The following is a 16,451-nucleotide window of genomic DNA, read 5'->3' as shown; positions in this document are numbered from 1 at the left end:
GGCCGGTGGATCCCCACCGGCACCCCCTGATGAGGAGCGTTCCTGATGTCCACCGCCTACGTCGTCGTCACTGTTCTGGCCGCCGCATGGGTGGGCTTCTCGGCTCTGTCCATCTTCATGCGGGCCAAGTGGGTCGTGGAGCCCCTGAGCGACTACGGCGTCCCCCGCTCGTGGTGGCCCTGGCTCGGCGCGGCCAAGGCCGCGGGGGCGGCGGGGCTGCTGGCCGGCCTCTCCGTCCCGGTCATCGGCGTCCTGGCCGGGATCGGTCTGGTGCTGTACTTCACCGGAGCCGTCATCACCGTGATCCGGGCACGCTCGTACTCGCACATCCCCTTCCCCCTGCTGTATCTGGTGCCGGTGGTCGCCGCCCTGGCACTGGGATACGCCGCCTGAGCACCCCCACCGTCTCGACGGCCGGGCACCCCACCGACGGGAGCCCGGCCATCGGGCTGACCGGCTGAGGTCGCCGGCCTGTTCTCACGGGACCGAGGCGACCTCGGAGAAGACAGCGATGGAGAGGGTGAGCAGCGGGATGTCAGGCGCTCTGGGGGGGCGGATCCGCCAGGGGAAGGGCCGGGGCCGGCAGCGGGACACCGCTGCCGGCCCCGTGGGGTCACTACTGAGCCGGAGCCGGTGCCGTGGCGCGGTATCGGGCCGTGTTCTCCTCGGCCTCAGTGCTCCAGCGCCGGAAGCCGGCCTTCTCCAGCACCCGGATAGAGGACGGGTTCGACAGCTCCACGGTGGCGTGGACCATGTGGACGCCCGGCGCGGTGAAGGCGAACTCGGTCAGCGCGCGGGTGGCCTCGGGGGCGTAGCCGCGCCCCCGCCGGGAGGCGACGATGCCGTACCCGATCTCGAGGGCGCCCTCGCCAGGCGGCCAGAACAGGCCGATCGAGCCGACGACCAGGCCGCCGGCCCGCTCGATGATCTGACGGTGCCCGTACTCCCCCAGCCATGCGGGGTTGTCGGCGAACAGTCCGACGATGACCTGATCGCCCTCGGCGGGGAAGTCCTCGGCCCAGTGGACCTGCCGGGCGCCGTCCAGGACGGCGGTGACCTCGCCGGGCGTCCACCGCCGCAGGACGAGGCGGTCGGTGACCAGATCGATGTCGGTCATCGGGAAGAAGGAAGACATGTGGAACTCCTGATCGTTGGAACGACCCGGACCGCGCTCAAGCTCGGTCGGACCGGAGGAAGGAACGCTGAAAACGGCTGCCGGCAGCCATATTCATCGACCTCCCTCACCACACGATGACCAGGCGTCTCTCACGCCGCCGCGATGCTAACAACCCCTCCGCACCCCGGGCAAACCACTTTCAGCCGGTCCCGCGGCCGCGGCGTGACCGGCGTGGCGGGGTGGATGCCGGCCCGAAGAGGCCCGGCCAGGGCTGACCGCGCGGCTGCCGGTCCTACCGGAAGGCGGCCCGGCCGGGGCCGACCGCGCCACTGCCGGTCCTACCGGAAGGCGGCGATGTGGCGCCGGGCCCAGTCGGCGAAGGTGCGGGGCGCGCGGCCGAGGACCTGCTCGACGTCCGGGCTGACGCGCTGCTCGGCAGGGACGGGCTCGCCGATGATGGCCAGGGTCGTCTCGGCCACGGGTCCGGGCATGAACCGCAGCATCTCCGCGCGGGCCTCGTCGCGGGTCTGCTCGACGAACCGGACCGGCTCACCGAGCGCGTCGCCGATCGCCTCGGCTCGTTGCCGCGGCGTGGTGAGAGCGGGCCCGGTCAGCTCGTAGACCCGGCCCGCGTGACCGTCCTCGCGCAGGGCCGCAGCGGCGACCTCGGCGATGTCGGCCGGGTCGATGAACGGCAGGCCGACGTCACCGAACGGCGCGGCGACGGTCCGCCGGGCGCGGACCGACTCGGCCCAGGCGTAGGCGTTGGAGTTGAAGCCACCGGGCCGCAGGATCGTCCAGTCCAGACCTGAGTGCCGGACGGCCTCCTCGATCGACCGTCCCGTGCTCCCGTGGGAGGAGGAGTCCGGGCGGGTCACGACTCCCTGGGAGGACAGCAGCACGATCCGTCCGACTCCGCCGGCTTTCGCCTCGCCGAGGATGTCACCGACGACGCCGCTCGGGTTCTCGGCGGCCGACGTGAAGTCGCCGGAGATCAGCAGGAAGAGCGCATCGGCTCCGTCGAGGGCGGGCCGCAGGCTCGCCGGGTCGGCCAGGTCGGCGGCGACGGCCGGCACTCCCCGCGGGACGTCGGCCCCGGTGATCTTCCGCGACACGGCCGTCACCGGCTCGTCCGCCTCGGCCAGCAGCCGCACCAGCGTCCGCCCGACGTTCCCGGTCGCTCCCGTTACCACGATCATGTCGTCTCCAAGTTAGTTAGCTGACTTACTTAGGTGGACGGTAGCACATCCCGACGGGCACGCGTCTACAGTTAGTGGGGTGACTGACTCAACGAAGTCCCGGGAGCGGGGGGCCGACAAGCGACGGCGGCTGACGGCCGCCGCCGCCCGGGTCCTGCACCAGCAGGGCGTGGAGCGCACCACCATCGCCGACATCGCCCACGCCGCCGACGTCCCGGTCGGAAACGTGTACTACTACTTCAAGACCAAGGACGAGCTGGTCCAGGCCGCCCTGGCCGAGCACTCCGGATACCTCGCGGAACTCACCGGCGAGCTCGACAGGCTCCCCGACCCGCTCGGACGCCTCAAGGCCCTGGTCGGCACGTGGGTCGGCCAGCGCGACGTCGCGGCCCGCTATGGCTGTCCCACCGGCACCCTGGCCGTCGAGCTCGACAAACGCGCGGAGGGGGACATGGACCTGGAAGCGGGCAGGCTCATCCGGTCGCTGCTGGACTGGGTGGAACGCCAATTCCGCGAGCTGGGACTGCCCGACCCCGGCGGCCTCGCGATCGCGCTCGTCGGCGCCTACCAGGGCATGTCACTGCTGGCCAATGCCCTGCGCGACCCGGAGATCATGACCCGCGAGGGGAACCGCCTCACCCGCTGGCTCGACGCCCTGCCCGACGGCGCCGCCGGGCACCCGAACCCCTGAGTCCCCGGCCTCCATCCCCCCTTGGCGAACGCGACCAGCGCCCCTGCCTCTGTGAGCTGCCCCCCTGCCACATGAAGTTGACGGCCGGGACAGGTCCTGGTCTGCGGCACGACGCCTTGGCCCCGAAGAACCCGCCCGCCGCGCCGTCAGCCGTTCAGGACCAGCTCATCCCCGCCCCCCCGCGGCGTGCCGTACCGGCTGACGCAGCACGGTCCTCGGCTCCGGGACGTCGAACGCGGTGAGGTAGATCTCGTGGTGCGGGCCGTTGGCGACCAGGCCGTGCTCGGCCATGTGCTCGTCGAGGAGCTTGAGCGAGCGCGCCTCCTCGCTGTAGGGCCCCTCGTGCAGCACCTCCACGCACTCACCCTCGGTGAAGGTGACCACCTGCACCCGGTCGACCGCCGCGCCGGAAGCACGGACCGCCTCACGCGCCCGCTCCAGCGCCCCCGCCTCCGGCACGGCGGGCAGCGGCAACAGTAGGTGCCAGCGCCACTGCTCACGCGGCACCGTCAGCGGCGGCTGGTCGCTCTCCACCCACCAGCGGCCCTCCATCGGAGGCATCGGCACGCCCATCGCGCCTGCGACGGCATACAGAGCCCCAATGGCGCCGGCATGCTCGGCCCCGCCGGGCTCACCCATCCCGGTGACGTTCAGGCAGGTGGTAGGCCCGTAATGAGCGGTGGCGACAGTCATGACTCCTCCAACAGAAGCATCAAGTGAGTGACCAGCTGGTCTGGCGAGGTGACGGCCGGGTCGGACACATACACCTCGCGGATCGGACCCACCGGCTGGTGACCGCGCTCGGCGCACCAGGTCAGCAGGGCATGGGCGGTCAGGTTGATCTGGTCATAGGGACCGACATGGGTGGCGGCCGCCAGCACACCCCCGGGCAGCAGCGCATCGCCGGGCGCGGCCGTGACCAGGGCCGCGCTGACCTCCACCGGATCGGTCACATCCAGCGGGAACAGACCGATCAACTGCGGCGGCCCGCTCGCCCCGCCCGCTGACCGGCCCACCGGCATCCTGGGCCCGCTCACCGGCCCGTCCGGCTCATCGGCCGTCTCGCCCGGCCGGTGAGCGGCCAGCAGCTCGGCGATGGCCTCGCTGGTGGCGCGGGCGATGTCGTCGGGGCCGGCGGCCAGGCGGCGCGTCAGCCGTACCCGCAACGGCTCCTGCCGCACCAGCCGGATCTGCGCCTGGGGCAGGCCGTCGGCCATGACCCTCCGCAAGATCGACAAGGTACGGCGGCGCCGCTCGAGCTCGGCCTGCAGATCCCGCTCCACCTGCCCCAGGGCACTCGCCGTCCCCGACAGCACCTCGGCGATGGCCGCCAACGGCACATCCAGCGACCGGAGCAGCCCGATCGTCAACGCCTGGCGGGCCTGGCCGGCCTGGTAGTAGCGGTAGCCGGTGTCCTGGTCGACGTAGGCGGGCTCCAGCAGGCCGAGCTCGGCGTAGTTGCGCAGCTGTTTGACGCTCAGCCGCGACAGCCGGGCGAAGGCCCCGATCGGCAGCAGGTCCTGCGGGTGTTGCTCGTGCATGGGATCCAGCATGGGCTCTTCCCCGAGGGGAGAGTCCAATCGCTACCCGACCCCCCAGCCGGGGCTTTGACGGCGTCCGGCAGCCTATGCCCGAAAAGTCCCCGCGCCGGCCCCGGACGGCCCGTGTCAGCCGTATTCCGGCGACATCCCCTTCGGCGCGTCCTGGGGTTGGGTGCGGCGGGCGTAGGCGCGGGCGGCGCGGGCGCGGTCGCCGCAGCGGGTGGAGCACCAGTGGCGGCGGCCGTGGCGCAGCAGGTAGCGGTTGCAGGGGGCGGAGCCGCAGGGGGTGAGCCGCTCAGCGTCGGGGCCGGTGAGGAGGTCGGCCGCGTTGGCGGCGAGACTCGCGAGAGCGTGGTCGAGGATCTCGCTGGTGGGGCACGGGGCCGCGCGGTAGGGGCCGTTCTTCTCGTCCCAGTACAGCAGGGCGGCCGTGGGGACCCTGCTCAGCGCGTCGTTGACCGCGGACAGGGCGGCGGGCAGGGCGGGAAGCCCCGCGACCCGGGAGGCGCACAACGACCTGAGGTGTTCGCGCAGCGAGCGCAGCTGCGCCGCGCACATCTCCCGCACCCCGGCGTCGGGCGGAGCGAGGTCGCGTTCCACGAGCCACCGCTGCGCCGCCGCGGGGACGCCGAGGAGGTCGACGAAGTGCCCTCCGGGCAGCGCGATGACGCTGTTGACGAAGTCGAGTGCGAGGTACTGCTCCGCCCCCGGCGCGGGCGGCAGCGCAGACTCGGCGCTCGCGGTGTCCCTCATGCCTCTCATGGTACGGCTTGCATTCATCCGTGATGAACAACTACGGTCACTTCACGGATAGATAAGACTTCATCCGTGAGGGAGTTCCTTCGTGTCTGCTACCGGCACCACCCATGAGCAGTTCCCCGTCCGCGTCTTCGGCGGCCCGACCGCTCTCTTCGACTACGGCGGGTTGAGGTTTCTCACCGACCCGACCTTCGACGCTCCCGGCGACTACTACGCTCCCGGTGACCACCAGAGGTCGGGCCCCCCGATCCTGACCAAGACCGCGCCCTCCTCGGCCGCGCCGGCCGACCTCGGCCGCGTCGACGTGGTCCTGCTCTCCCACGACGAGCACCCCGACAACCTCGACGACTCCGGCCGAGCCCTGCTCGCCGACGTCCCGCTCACCCTCACCACGCCAGGTGGCGGACACCGCCTGGGAGACGGGGCCAAGGGGCTGGCCGACTGGGAGTCGATCGAACTGGACCGCCCCGGCGGCGGCAGGATCACCGTGACGGGCGTGCCCGCCATTCACGGGCCCGGCGCACGCGAGGGGGTCGAACCGGTCACCGGTCAGGTCGTCGGATTCGTCCTGACCGGCGAAGGCCTGCCCACGGTCTACGTCAGCGGCGACAACGCCTCGCTCGACCTGGTCAAGGAGATCGCCGCGCGCTTCGGCCCGGTGGACACCGCCATCCTCTTCGCCGGGGCTCCCCGCTTCCCCGTCCTCTTCGACGGCGCGCTGATCGTCCTCGACAGCGCCCAGGCCGCCGAGGCCGCCAGGATCCTCGGCGCCCGCCGGGTGGTCCCCGTCCACTACGACAGCTGGGCCCACTTCACCGAGGGCCGCGACGAACTGGTGGCCGCCTTCACCGCCGCCGGACTGGCTGACCGCCTGGACCTGGGCGACCTGGGCTGACCCGGACAGGCCGGGCGCGGCGCCGCGTCCTGATCGTCCTGGTCACCGCCCAGGTCCTCAGCGGCGCCGGACTGACCGCCGGTGTAACCGTCGGCGCCCGGTCCGGCGCCGCCTCCGCGGACGGGTGCCGCCCACTCGAGGCAGGGCGCTCAGGCTGGTCATGGCGGCAGCCTTGGGGGCGGGCGCGCTGCCCACCTCGGCGGGGACCGCGCACGCCGCCGCCAATCCGTACACCCCTGAGGAGGTCTGCGGTCCGGGCTGCCATGTGATCGATTCCAGGAACTTGACGCACCTGAACGGCGACTCCGGCGGCAAGGTGTACCTGCTCTACAACAACTCCAACGGCTACAACTGCGCGGTCACGATCAAAAGTGTGTCCGTTGGGGTGGCCACCAAGACCGGCGTGAAGATGATCATCGGTAACACGCCCTACGAGCAGAACGGCACCTTCAAGTACTACGCGGGTCCCATCAGAGGTGCCGGCGCGGGCAAGTGCGTCTGGACGAACGGCTACACCTTCAAGAGCGGGGGCTACACCAGCTACGCCGTCAGTATTCCCGAGGGCCACTGCGGCGGCTGACACTGTGGGCCCGCCGGGCGCGGACGGCCAGCAGGGTGAGCCAGCCCAGACCGACGGTGACCGCGACGCGCTGGAAGAGCCCGCCGAGCTCGACCAGCCCGGCGGCCTGCTCGAACGCGACGGTGGCCAGGATGAACGCGCCCACGAAGGCGACGGCACTGGCGGCCGAGTAGATCGCCCATGCGCGCTCGCGGCGCGCGGCGGAGCGGAGGGCGAACACCACGCAGGCCGCGGCCAGCGCCGCGAAGCCGGGCAGCGCGATCAGGTCGTGGACGGCGGCGTGAGCGCTGCCGTACTCCACGAGCCTGTCCGGGGTCCCCGGCGGATAGCCGCTCACCGGGTCGGTGGTGAAGATCCCGGCGCCGATCAGCTGGACCGCCCACACGCCGATCAGCGCCGGCCCCCAGACCGAGCCCCGGGCCGGCCCCTCGGCGCCCCGGAGCACCCGCCGCAGGCCGGCGGCGAAGGCGAGCGTCAGCAGGCCCGTGACGATGAAGGCGGCGCTCTGGGTCCATCCGGAGTCTCCGAGCGCGAGCGAGCTGACCGGATGGCGCAGCGGGTCGTAGCCGGCGCGGGTCGCGCCCTCGACGAGGAACGCGGCGACGAACAGCGGGCCGGCGACCGCACCGCAGGCGAGCAGCCGTCTCGTCGTCGCATGGGCGTGATCCGGCCGTGACGGGCCGCCGGCGGGCGGCGGGGCGGCCAGTAGGGTGCCTCTCATGAATGTCAATCTAAGTTGACATGATGGCCCTGTCAACCAATGTTGACGGACGGACGGCGCGGCCCATGGATCCTCGGCTCCCACCACCGGAGGAGCCGGACGTCCGGGCGCACAGGCGCGGACGAGTCCCTTTCAACCGCGCACCAAGACAGACGGCGCTCGATGAGGGCGGAGACAGGGCGCCGCCCTCGGCTCGCACTGCGCCTGGGTCGCCGCCGAGGCCATCGCCGGAGGCGGGCCGTACGGGAGGAGTCCGCCCACTCCGTGGCCGCCGAGATGTGGAAGGTCGCCGGGCCGGGCGGTCTCCCGGAGGGCCAGTTAAAGGTCATTATCGGGCAATTGGTTCACAAAGCCGCTGGCCGGGTAGCCGGCTCCCCGATATGGGAACCGCGACGAAAGTGCCGCAGACACGGAGTATGAGCGGCGAGGAGCTCTCCGCCGACCACGCGTGGGTGACCCTGCGCAAGTACGGCCGATGGCACCTCATCCGTGACTCCTTCGCCAGGTTCAGGTACGGCGACGGGATGACCAACTCGCGTGCGCTGGCCCTGCAGGTGTGCCTGTCCATCATCCCCGGCGCCATCGCGCTGGTCGGGCTGAGCTCGGTGCTCAACCAGGAGCAGCTCGGCCAGGTGCTGGAGCTGACCCTGAGCCGGATCGCGCCCGGCGCCGGGGTGGAGGCGGTCAAGGACGTGCTCGCCGACAGCCACCGGCAGGCGGGCCACGCCGGGGGCGCCCTCGCCCTGTGGCTCGGCCTGGTCACCGCGCTGGTCTCGCTGACCAGCGCCATGGCCCAGGTGGAGCGCGGGGCCAACCGGATCTACGGCGTCGAGCGCGACCGCCCGTTCCACCGCAAGTACGGCAGGGCCCTGCTGATGGCCGTCTCCGCCGGCGCCTTCATGACGGTGGGCTTCGTGGTGATGGTCGGCGGCGGGGCGATCGGGCGAGCGCTCGCCCAGGTCTACGGCTGGGGCGAGGACATGCTGGCGGCGTTCACGCTGGTCCGCTGGCCGGTCGGATTCCTGCTGGCCCTGCTGTCCGCCTCGGTGCTGTTCCGTGCCGCCCCCCGGCGCAGGCAGCCGGGCCACACCTGGCTGGCCTTCGGCGCCCTGGTCGCCCTCGTCCTGTGGACGGCGTTCACCCTCCTGCTGGCCCTCTACATCGAGCGCAGCGGCACCTTCGGCGCCACCTACGGCCCGCTCACCGCCGTCATGGCGCTGCTGCTGTGGTCCTTCCTCAGCTCGACGGCGCTCTTTCTCGGGCTGGCCTTCGCCGCGCAGTTGGAGGCGTGCCGCGGCGGAAACCGGGAGCCGGTCGGGCCGGACCCCGGCCCCACCGCCGAGGAGGAGCGGGAACCGCTGGTGGGCGCCGTCGGCACGGCCGCCGCCGAGGCCGCACGGGGGCTGGCGCGGTGGTGGCGCCGGCCCCGGATCCGGTAGAGCCGGCCGGTCACGGGCGGCGTCGCGCGGGTCCGCCGTGCTCACGCGGTGCCCGGCGGCGGCATCCTGTGGGGATGAGTTATCGCATATGTGTCGTGTGCCTGGGAAACATCTGCCGGTCCCCGATGGCCGAGGTGGTGCTGAGGAAGACCCTGGCCGACCACGGGCTGGGCGATGTCGTCTCGGTCGACAGCGCGGGCACGGGCGGCTGGCATCAGGGCTCCCCGATGGACGAGCGGGCCGCGGCGATGCTGGCCGACAACGGCTATGACGGCTCCTCGCACAGTGCCAGGCAGTTCCTGGCCGGCTGGTTCGGTCAGGTGGACCTGGTGCTGGCGATGGACGCCGAGAACCTCCGGGCGCTGCGCCGCCTGGCGCCGGCCGGCTCGGACGTGCGGCTGTTCCGCTCCTTCGACCCGGCCGCGCCGCCGGGGGCCGAGGTGCCCGACCCCTACTACGGCGGCCGCGAGGGCTTCGCCGACGTGCTGGAGATGGTCCGGGCCGCGTCCGAGGGGCTGGCCGAGCACCTGTCACGGACGCTGCCGCGGTGAGGACGCGGGCGGCCTCCCCTGTCCGGGCGCCGTGGCCGCCGTCCCGTCCCGGTCCCCGCGCGAGGGCGCGGGATCTCCGCGCGGGCTGATGTCGGTGGCCGCCGCTACTGTCGGCGATCACTACCACCACCTTGAGGAGGGACCGCATGACCGGACCCGACGCGATCATGACCGAGATCGGCCGGGGCATCGAGCTCAACCAGAGCGGCAGGCGGGAAGAGGCCCGCCGGCTGTTCTCCGGCCTCTGGGAGGAGATCGGCGCCACCGGCGATCCGCTGCACCGCTGCGCGCTCGCCCACTCGATGGCCGACGCCCAGGACGACCCGCACGAGGAGCTGGTCTGGGACTTGCGGGCGCTGGAGGCGGCGGACCTGGTCACCGACGAACGGGCCCGGCAGGCGGGCGCCACCGGCCCCGTGGCCGGCTTCTACCCGTCCCTGCACCTCAACCTCGGGGAGGTCTACCGGAAGCTGGGCGACCTCGAACGCGCGCGGGACCACCTCGATCGCGGACGAGCCTCGGTGAGCGCCCTCGGCGACGACGGGTACGGACAGATGATCAAGGGGGGGCTGGACCGGTTGGCGGACCGGTTGCGGGCCGTCTGAGAGCCGAGCCTGGCCGGTCGGCCGCGCCCCTGCGGCGCCGGGCCGGCCGGGCCGGCGCCGCAGGGGCGTCCCGCCCGGCCCGCTCACCGGCCGGGGACGGCGGGTGAGCAGGGACCAGAGGACCCGCGGGGTCGTCGGGTGAGCGGGGTCGTCGAGTGAGCGGGGTCGTCGGGTGAGGAGGGAAGAGCGTCTGCGGGGTCAGCGGGCGAGCAGGGACCAGAGGACCTGCGGGGTCAGCGGGGTGGCGGTGATCCGGCCGGCGATCTCGGGCAGGGCCGCGGCCACCGCGTTGCCGACGGCCGCGGGCGGGCCGATCGTGCCCGCCTCGCCCGCGCCCTTCATGCCGCCGGGAGTGATGGGGGAAGGGGTCTCCAGCAGGACGATCCCGATCTCCGGGATCTCCCGGACCGTCGGCAGGAGATAGTCCGCCGACGGCTGCCCGTCCGGGGAGTAGACGACCTCCTCCGTCAGCGCCATCCCGATCCCCTGCGCGATCCCGCCCCTCAGCTGGCCTTCGACGATCGCCGGGTTGACCAGCACGCCGGAGTCGCCGACCACCCAGTAGCCCTCGACCTCGACGGCCCCGGTCTCCTCGTCGACCGCCACGGCCGCCGCGTGGGCGCCGTAGGCGTAGGTGTAGGCGCTGGGGTCGTGGGTGACCCGCTCCTCCAGGCCCGGTGACATCCCCGCGGGCAGGTCCCAGCCGCGCCAGGCGGAGGTGGCGATCTCCCGAAGGGTGCGGCGCGCGCCGGGGTCGCCCTTCACCTGTACGGCGCCGTCCGCGATCTCCAGGTCCTCCGGGGCCGCCTCCAGCTGGTGGGCGGCGATGGCCACGATCCTGTCGCGCAGCAGGCCGGCCGCCCGGTTCAGGGCCCCGCCGCCGACCACGAGGGAGCGGCTGGCGATCGAGCCGACGGAGGAGTACGGCGTGGCGGAGGTGTCGCCGAGCACCACGTGGACCCGCTCCAGCGGCACGCCCACCCCGTCGGCGGCGAGCTGGGCGAGGGTGGTCTCGATGCCCTGTCCCATGCCCACCACCCCGGCGTGCACGACGACCGAGGCGTCGAGGTCCATCCGCACGATCGCGGTCTCGAACCCGCCTGCGGCCTGGCCCGCCGCCTTCATCCCCATGGACGGTCCCAGGCCGGTCGCCTCCACGTGGCAGGAGAACCCCACACCGCGCCTGCGCCCGTCGTGTGACGGCCTGGCGCGCGCGATCTCGCGCAGCGTGCGCAGGGCGCGGGGGTAGTCGCCCGAGTCGTAGGACTGCCAGGTGCGGGTGGAGTAGGGCAGCTCCTCGGGGCCGATCATGTTGCGCAGCCGTATCTCGACGGGGTCGAGCCCCAGGCGCCGGGCCGCCTCGTCGATCAGCCGTTCCCTGGTCCAGGTCACCTCGGGCTGGCCGAACCCCCGGTAGGAGCCGGTCGGCGTGGTGGTGGTGACGGCGGCGCGCAGGCGCGCCCCGGCCCTGTCGAACCGGTAGGGCCCGGGCAGCATGATGGCCGACACGGCGAGGGGGGAGATGCCGACGTTCGACGGGTGGGCGCCCAGGTCCCCGAGGATGTCGCAGTGCAGCGCGACGAAGCGGCCGTCCGCCTCCAGCGCCAGCCGGCCCCGGTGCACGGCGTCGCGGGCGGGCAGGGTGGCGACGAGGTGGTCGCTGCGCGACTCGGTCCATGTCACGGGCCGGCCGAGGCGGATCGCGGCCAGGCAGACCAGCGCCTCGTCGGGATAGAGGTGCTCCTTGGCGCCGAACCCTCCGCCGACGTCGCAGCCGATGACACGCACCCGGTGGTGGGAGAGCCCGAGCGCCTCGGCCGCGTGGTCGCGCACGTGGTGGGGGGCCTGGGTGGCGGCCCAGACCGTCAGCGTCTCCTCGGCGTAGGCCGCCACGATCCCGCGCGGCTCGACCGGGCTGGGCGCCGCCCTGCCGAGCCGGAACGTCATGTCCACCACGTGGGCCGCGCCCGCGATCGCCTCCTCGCAGTCGGTGTCGCCGACCGCGAAGTCGGTGACCAGGTTGGTGCCCCAGTCGGGGTACAGCAGTGCGGCGCCGCCGTCGAGCGCCGCCTCCACCCCGATCACGGCGGGCAGCTCGCCGAACTCGAAGTCGACCAGCCCGGCCGCGTCATGGGCGGCCTCCGCGGTCCGCGCCACGACGACGGCGAGCGGCTGCCCGGCGTAGCGGATCGCCTCCTCCAGCGCCGGGTAGGAGATCTCACGCTGTCCCGGCGCCAGGGACACGCACGGCAGCCGGACCGCGGCCGCGTCCTCGGCGGTGATGACGTCCAGCACCCCGTCGGCCGCCAGGGCGGCCTTGACGGCACGTCGCGTGACCCGGCCGTGCGCTATGGGACTCCGGACGACCACCGCGTACGCCATGCCGGGAAGGCGGACGTCGCCGACGAACTTGCCCTGTCCGGTCAGCAGCCGGGAGTCCTCTCGGCGGGGGGCCCGGGTGCCGACATACGGATGACCATCGCTCATGGCCCTGATTGTGAGCGCCGTCAGGGCCCGCGCCAAGACCGCCGTGCCGTACGGCCTCAAGCCGGCCGGGCGCCGCTCACACCGGCAGGGGCTCGCTGACGACGACGGGCTCGTGCCGGACCGGGAAGTTGACGGAGTTGGCGATGAAGCACATCTCGTGGGCGCGTTCGTGCAGCGCCGCGGCGCGCTCGGCGTGCTCCGGGGCGGCGACGGTCACCCGGGGCCGCAGCACGACCTCCTCGAAACGGCCGCTGCCGTCGGGAGCCTCCGCCATGGTGCCGCTCGGGTGGTCGGTGTAGGCGGTGACCACGACGCCGGCGTTGGCGCACAGGCCGAGGTACCAGAGCATGTGGCACTGCGACAGCGAGACGACCAGGAGCTCCTCGGGATTCCACCGGTCCCGCTCGCCACGGAACGACGGGTCGGACGAGCCCGCGATCGGCGCCTTGCCGGTGGCGCCGATCTCGTGCGCCCGCCCGTAGGCGCGGTAGTCGCTGGTGCCCGTGCCGCCGTTGCCGGTCCACGTCACGTCCACCTCGTAGTGGTGAATCTTCGGCATCGCCTTCTCCTTCCCCGGCGGCCTTCCGCCGGCCATCTTGTCGTCGACCGTCGCACCGGCGCTATGACGCCGGGGACGTGCGGGTGCGGGCGGCGCCGGTGGCACGCGCGTGGTCGCCGGCGATCCGGCCGGCGAGCTCGCGCCGGCCGTCCCTGATCGCCGCCAGGAGCCGCCGGTGCTCGTCGGCCACCGCCTCCGGACGCTCCGGGGCGGTCAGGGTCGCCCGGGTGGAGACGATGATCTGGTCCCAGAGACGGTCGAGGGTCTCCAGCGCGATCGGGTTGCCGGCGAGCTCGGCCACCGTCCGGTGGAAGTCGCGGTTCAGCCCGATGGCGCGGTCGAGGTCTCCGGCGGCGGTGACCTGTTCGAGCCGGCGCGCGCTGTCCTCCAGCTCCGCCAGGGCCGCGGGCGGGATCCGCCCGTCCCGCTGCCGGTCGGCGGCCAGCTCGGCGGTGAGCGTCTCCAGGGCCGCCCGCACCGCGTAGGCGTGGTCCAGGGAGTCCGGCGACAGCCCGGTCACCACCACGCCCCGGCCCGTGCTCCGCACCAGGCCGTCGCTCTCCAGCCGGCGCAGCGCCTCGCGGACGGGTGTGCGGCTCACCTCCAGCGCCGCGCTCGCCGACAGCTCGGTGAGCCGCTCGCCCGGCGGGTAGTGCCCCGCCACGATCTGCTCGCGCAGCCGCCGGTAGACGGTGTCGCCGTGCATCGCTCCCCTTCCGCCGCTATGTATGCAATGTATACATAGCGGTTCGGCCCACCTTCAAGCCGGGGCGGGCCGGGGGCGGCGCCGGCCGCCGGAGCGCGGCCCGTCAGCCGTTCTCGGGCAGCCCGTACTTGGCCCGCGCCGCGGCGACCCTGTCGGGGAGGAACTCCGTCGGCCAGGGCCCCTCGGCCGGGGAGTAGCCGCGCAGCACGCGCCGGGAGATGGAGGCCAGGTGCACCTCGGTGGGGCCGTCCATGATGCCCATCAGCGGCGCGCTCTGCCAGAGCCTGGCCAGGGGCGTCTCGTTGGAGACGCCGAGCGCGCCGTGGATGTGCATCGCGCGATAGACGACGTCGTGGAAGACACGGGCGGCGGCGACCTTGCAGGCCGCGATCTGGGTGCGCGCCTCCCTGGTCGAGGACCGGTCGATCAGCCACGCGGTGTGCAGGACCATCAGCCGGAACTGCTGGATCTGGATGTAGGAGTCGGCGATCGCGGCCTGCACCAGCTGCTTGTCGGCCAGCAGCCCGTCGTGCGTCCGCCTGGACAGCACCCGCTCACACATCATGTCGAAGGCCTTCTTCACCGCCGCGACCGTGCGCATCGAGTGGTGGATGCGCCCGCCGCCCAGCCGGGCCTGGGAGACGGCGAAGGCGCCACCCTCCTCACCCAGCAGCGCCTCCGCCGGGACCCGGACGTCGTCGTAGCGGATGTGGGCGTGCGCGCCGTGGCCGGGCCGCTCGCCGATCGTGCCGATGTCGCGCAGGATCTCGACGCCCGGGGTGTCGGCCGGGACGAGGAACATCGACATCCGCCTGTAAGGATGGGCCTCGGGGTCGGTCACCGCCATCACGATCAGGAAGGTCGCCGAGGAGGCGTTGGAGGTGAAGTACTTCTCACCACTGATGACCCAGCCCCCGGAGGCGTCCCGTACGGCACGGCAGCGGAACAGGCGCGGGTCGGCGCCCGCGTGCGGCTCGGTCATCGAATAGGCCGAGAAGCACTCGCCGTCCAGCAGCGGCTGGAGGTAGCGCTCCTTCTGCTCGGCGGTGCCGTACATCGCGATGATCTCCGCGTTGCCGGTGTCGGGCGCCTGGCAGCCGAAGACGACCGGCGCCCAGCCGGACCGGCCGATGAGCTCGTTCATCAGAGCCAGCTTGAGCTGGCCGTATCCCTGGCCGCCCAGTTCGGGGCCCAGGTGGCAGGCCCACAGCCCCCGGTCCTTGACCTGCTGCTTGAGCGGCCCGACGATCTCGCGCAGCCTGTCGTCCATGTCCCGGTAGGCGTGCCCACCGAAGGCCAGGTCGAGCGGCTCGACCTCGTCACGGATGAAGGCGTCCATCCAGTCGAGCTTCTCCTGGAACTCCGGCTCGGTGGAGAAGTCCCACATGGCGCCTCCTCTGACAGGCCGTCCGAATAATGTTCTGTTCGGCGCGAACCTATAATGTGATCGCATTAACGGTCAACGGTGGGAAGCGCGATGACACGGCCGGCTGGGACCCGGGAGCGGTTGATCACCGCGGCGGAGGAGCTGTTCTCCACCCGGGGCATCGGGGCCGTCAGCCTGAACGAGATCGTCCGGACCTCGGGGGCGCGCAACGCGACCGCGCTGCAGTACCACTTCGGAGACCGGGCCGGGCTGCTCCGCGCCGTACTCGGCAAGCACGGCGGCGACGTGGACGCGCGACGGCACGCCATGCTCGACGACTACGAGAGAGGCGGCGGCCCCGGACAGCCGCGGACGCCCTCGCCCACCGACACCGGGACACCAGCCGCCGAGCCCACCGGCGCCGAGCCCACGGACCCGCGGACGCGCCCGCCCTCCGGCCCACCGGCGTATCCCCAGGTGCTCGCGCTGGCCGCCGCCCTCGTCCGCCCGCCGGCCGCCAAACTGGCCGACCCCGACGGCGGCCCGGCCTACCTGCGCATCATGGCCGAGCTCATCGGCCACCCGGGAGCCTCACTGGCCACGGCGGAGCAGGACGACCCCGCCGCCAGCATCCACCGCTGGCGGCGGCTGGCCGCGCCGCTGCTCCAGGAGGACGCGGTCCGGCTGCACCGGCGGCTGGTGGCCATCCGGTTCACCATGGTGGAGCTCGGCCGGCGGGCCCGCTCGGGGCCGCACCCCGACGACCGGCTGTTCGTCAGCCACCTCGTCGACCTGGTCGCCGCGCTGCTGCTCGCGCCGCTGTCGGAGGAGACCCTCCGGCTCGCCGCCGAGCGCGGCGCAGAGACCGCCGGCTGACCGGCGGCCGGGAGCGGACCGCCGGGAACTGGCTGCCGGGAACGGGTCATCGGGAGCAGCCGGAAGCGAAGCCATCGGGAGCGGGTCACCAGGAGCGGCCAGAAGCAGCCGGAAGCGGCCGGGAGCGGGTCACCGGGAGCGGCCGGGAACGGAGCGGCCGCGGCGACCTACCGGGACATTGCGATCCGGTCCCGGCGGCACCCCTTCGGGCCCCGGGCCTCCGGTCAGCGACGATAACCGTGTGTGACCGGACCCCCTCCTGCCGTGCCTGTCCGTCACCGGAGGGTAATCGGAGCCTCCCAAGGCTTTGGACGCACCTGGATGACCCCCGGAGCGCCCGCCGTCTACCGTGGAATTCC

The 16,451-nt window shown here is 73.0% G+C and carries 18 protein-coding genes; 8 read left to right on the top strand and 10 right to left on the bottom strand.

Features of this window, described 5'->3' with window-relative positions:
- Positions 1–45: 45 nt before the first annotated feature.
- Positions 46–393 (top strand): DoxX family protein, encoded by a 348-nt coding sequence (locus tag J2S55_RS34490; RefSeq protein WP_306869543.1) that lies wholly within the window; start codon positions 46–48, stop codon positions 391–393.
- Positions 394–616: 223 nt separating this feature from the next.
- Here the strand turns inward: J2S55_RS34490 and J2S55_RS34485 are convergent, their stop codons facing one another.
- Together J2S55_RS34485 and J2S55_RS34480 are read right to left on the bottom strand one after the other, a co-directional pair.
- Positions 617–1,135, bottom strand: coding sequence for a GNAT family N-acetyltransferase (locus J2S55_RS34485; RefSeq protein WP_306869540.1), 519 nt, complete (start codon positions 1,133–1,135; stop codon positions 617–619).
- Between the two features lie 320 nt (positions 1,136–1,455).
- A complete protein-coding gene (locus J2S55_RS34480; RefSeq protein WP_306869538.1) occupies positions 1,456–2,316 on the bottom strand; it encodes an NAD(P)H-binding protein in 861 nt (286 codons plus the stop codon).
- A gap of 79 nt (positions 2,317–2,395) precedes the next feature.
- Here J2S55_RS34480 and J2S55_RS34475 point away from each other — a divergent pair, with 79 nt between their 5' ends.
- On the top strand, positions 2,396–3,007 hold the full coding sequence (locus J2S55_RS34475) for a TetR/AcrR family transcriptional regulator (RefSeq protein WP_306869536.1): 612 nt from the start codon (positions 2,396–2,398) through the stop codon (positions 3,005–3,007).
- Positions 3,008–3,172: 165 nt separating this feature from the next.
- Here J2S55_RS34475 and J2S55_RS34470 read toward each other — a convergent pair whose 3' ends face one another.
- The 3 genes from J2S55_RS34470 to J2S55_RS34460 all read right to left on the bottom strand — a co-directional run bounded on the left by J2S55_RS34470 (position 3,173) and on the right by J2S55_RS34460 (position 5,301).
- Positions 3,173–3,700, bottom strand: coding sequence for a GyrI-like domain-containing protein (locus tag J2S55_RS34470; protein WP_306869533.1), 528 nt, complete (start codon positions 3,698–3,700; stop codon positions 3,173–3,175).
- On the bottom strand, positions 3,697–4,548 hold the full coding sequence (locus J2S55_RS34465; RefSeq protein ID WP_306869531.1) for a MerR family transcriptional regulator: 852 nt from the start codon (positions 4,546–4,548) through the stop codon (positions 3,697–3,699). The genes J2S55_RS34470 and J2S55_RS34465 overlap by 4 nt, the downstream gene beginning before the upstream one ends.
- A 126-nt stretch (positions 4,549–4,674) precedes the next feature.
- Positions 4,675–5,301 carry a CGNR zinc finger domain-containing protein gene (locus J2S55_RS34460; RefSeq protein WP_306869528.1) on the bottom strand — a complete coding sequence of 209 codons (627 nt, stop codon included), beginning with the start codon at positions 5,299–5,301 and terminating at the stop codon, positions 4,675–4,677.
- A 91-nt stretch (positions 5,302–5,392) separates the two neighbouring features.
- Here J2S55_RS34460 and J2S55_RS34455 point away from each other — a divergent pair, with 91 nt between their 5' ends.
- Positions 5,393–6,202, top strand: coding sequence for an MBL fold metallo-hydrolase (locus J2S55_RS34455; RefSeq protein ID WP_306869524.1), 810 nt, complete (start codon positions 5,393–5,395; stop codon positions 6,200–6,202).
- A 160-nt stretch (positions 6,203–6,362) separates the two neighbouring features.
- Positions 6,363–6,782 (top strand): hypothetical protein, encoded by a 420-nt coding sequence (locus J2S55_RS34450; RefSeq protein ID WP_306869520.1) that lies wholly within the window; start codon positions 6,363–6,365, stop codon positions 6,780–6,782.
- Here the strand turns inward: J2S55_RS34450 and J2S55_RS34445 are convergent.
- Complete coding sequence (locus J2S55_RS34445; RefSeq protein ID WP_306869516.1) at positions 6,751–7,503, bottom strand: DUF998 domain-containing protein; 753 nt, start codon at positions 7,501–7,503, stop codon at positions 6,751–6,753. The genes J2S55_RS34450 and J2S55_RS34445 overlap by 32 nt on opposite strands.
- Before the next feature lie 416 nt (positions 7,504–7,919).
- On the opposite strand from J2S55_RS34445, the gene J2S55_RS34440 reads away from it, so the two are divergent.
- The 3 genes from J2S55_RS34440 to J2S55_RS34430 all read left to right on the top strand — a co-directional run bounded on the left by J2S55_RS34440 (position 7,920) and on the right by J2S55_RS34430 (position 10,098).
- A complete protein-coding gene (locus J2S55_RS34440; RefSeq protein ID WP_306869514.1) occupies positions 7,920–8,942 on the top strand; it encodes a YihY/virulence factor BrkB family protein in 1,023 nt (340 codons plus the stop codon).
- A 74-nt stretch (positions 8,943–9,016) separates the two neighbouring features.
- Entirely contained in the window at positions 9,017–9,493 is a 477-nt protein-coding gene (locus tag J2S55_RS34435; protein WP_306869511.1) for a low molecular weight protein-tyrosine-phosphatase, read from the top strand.
- Between the two features lie 146 nt (positions 9,494–9,639).
- Positions 9,640–10,098: a hypothetical protein gene (locus J2S55_RS34430; RefSeq protein ID WP_306869509.1), complete on the top strand. Its 459-nt coding sequence runs from the start codon at positions 9,640–9,642 to the stop codon at positions 10,096–10,098.
- A 198-nt stretch (positions 10,099–10,296) separates the two neighbouring features.
- On the opposite strand, the gene J2S55_RS34425 is transcribed toward J2S55_RS34430, so the two are convergent.
- The 4 genes from J2S55_RS34425 to J2S55_RS34410 form a co-directional block, all read right to left on the bottom strand.
- Positions 10,297–12,585: a xanthine dehydrogenase family protein molybdopterin-binding subunit gene (locus tag J2S55_RS34425; RefSeq protein WP_306869506.1), complete on the bottom strand. Its 2,289-nt coding sequence runs from the start codon at positions 12,583–12,585 to the stop codon at positions 10,297–10,299.
- A gap of 76 nt (positions 12,586–12,661) precedes the next feature.
- Positions 12,662–13,144, bottom strand: a complete 483-nt coding sequence (locus tag J2S55_RS34420) for an OsmC family protein (RefSeq protein ID WP_306869504.1) — start codon at positions 13,142–13,144, stop codon at positions 12,662–12,664.
- 61 nt (positions 13,145–13,205) lie between these two features.
- Positions 13,206–13,850: a GntR family transcriptional regulator gene (locus J2S55_RS34415; protein WP_306869501.1), complete on the bottom strand. Its 645-nt coding sequence runs from the start codon at positions 13,848–13,850 to the stop codon at positions 13,206–13,208.
- Positions 13,851–13,953: 103 nt separating this feature from the next.
- The gene (locus tag J2S55_RS34410; RefSeq protein ID WP_306869498.1) at positions 13,954–15,237 is read right to left on the bottom strand and encodes an acyl-CoA dehydrogenase family protein; all 1,284 of its coding nucleotides are present in this window, start codon (positions 15,235–15,237) and stop codon (positions 13,954–13,956) included.
- A 90-nt stretch (positions 15,238–15,327) separates the two neighbouring features.
- Here J2S55_RS34410 and J2S55_RS34405 point away from each other — a divergent pair, with 90 nt between their 5' ends.
- Positions 15,328–16,092: a TetR/AcrR family transcriptional regulator gene (locus tag J2S55_RS34405; protein WP_306869496.1), complete on the top strand. Its 765-nt coding sequence runs from the start codon at positions 15,328–15,330 to the stop codon at positions 16,090–16,092.
- Positions 16,093–16,451 lie beyond the last annotated feature (359 nt).

It is taken from the genome of Streptosporangium brasiliense (assembly GCF_030811595.1).
Taxonomy (GTDB): Bacteria; Actinomycetota; Actinomycetes; order Streptosporangiales; family Streptosporangiaceae; genus Streptosporangium; species Streptosporangium brasiliense.
This window is presented reverse-complemented; position numbering and strand designations above follow the sequence as displayed.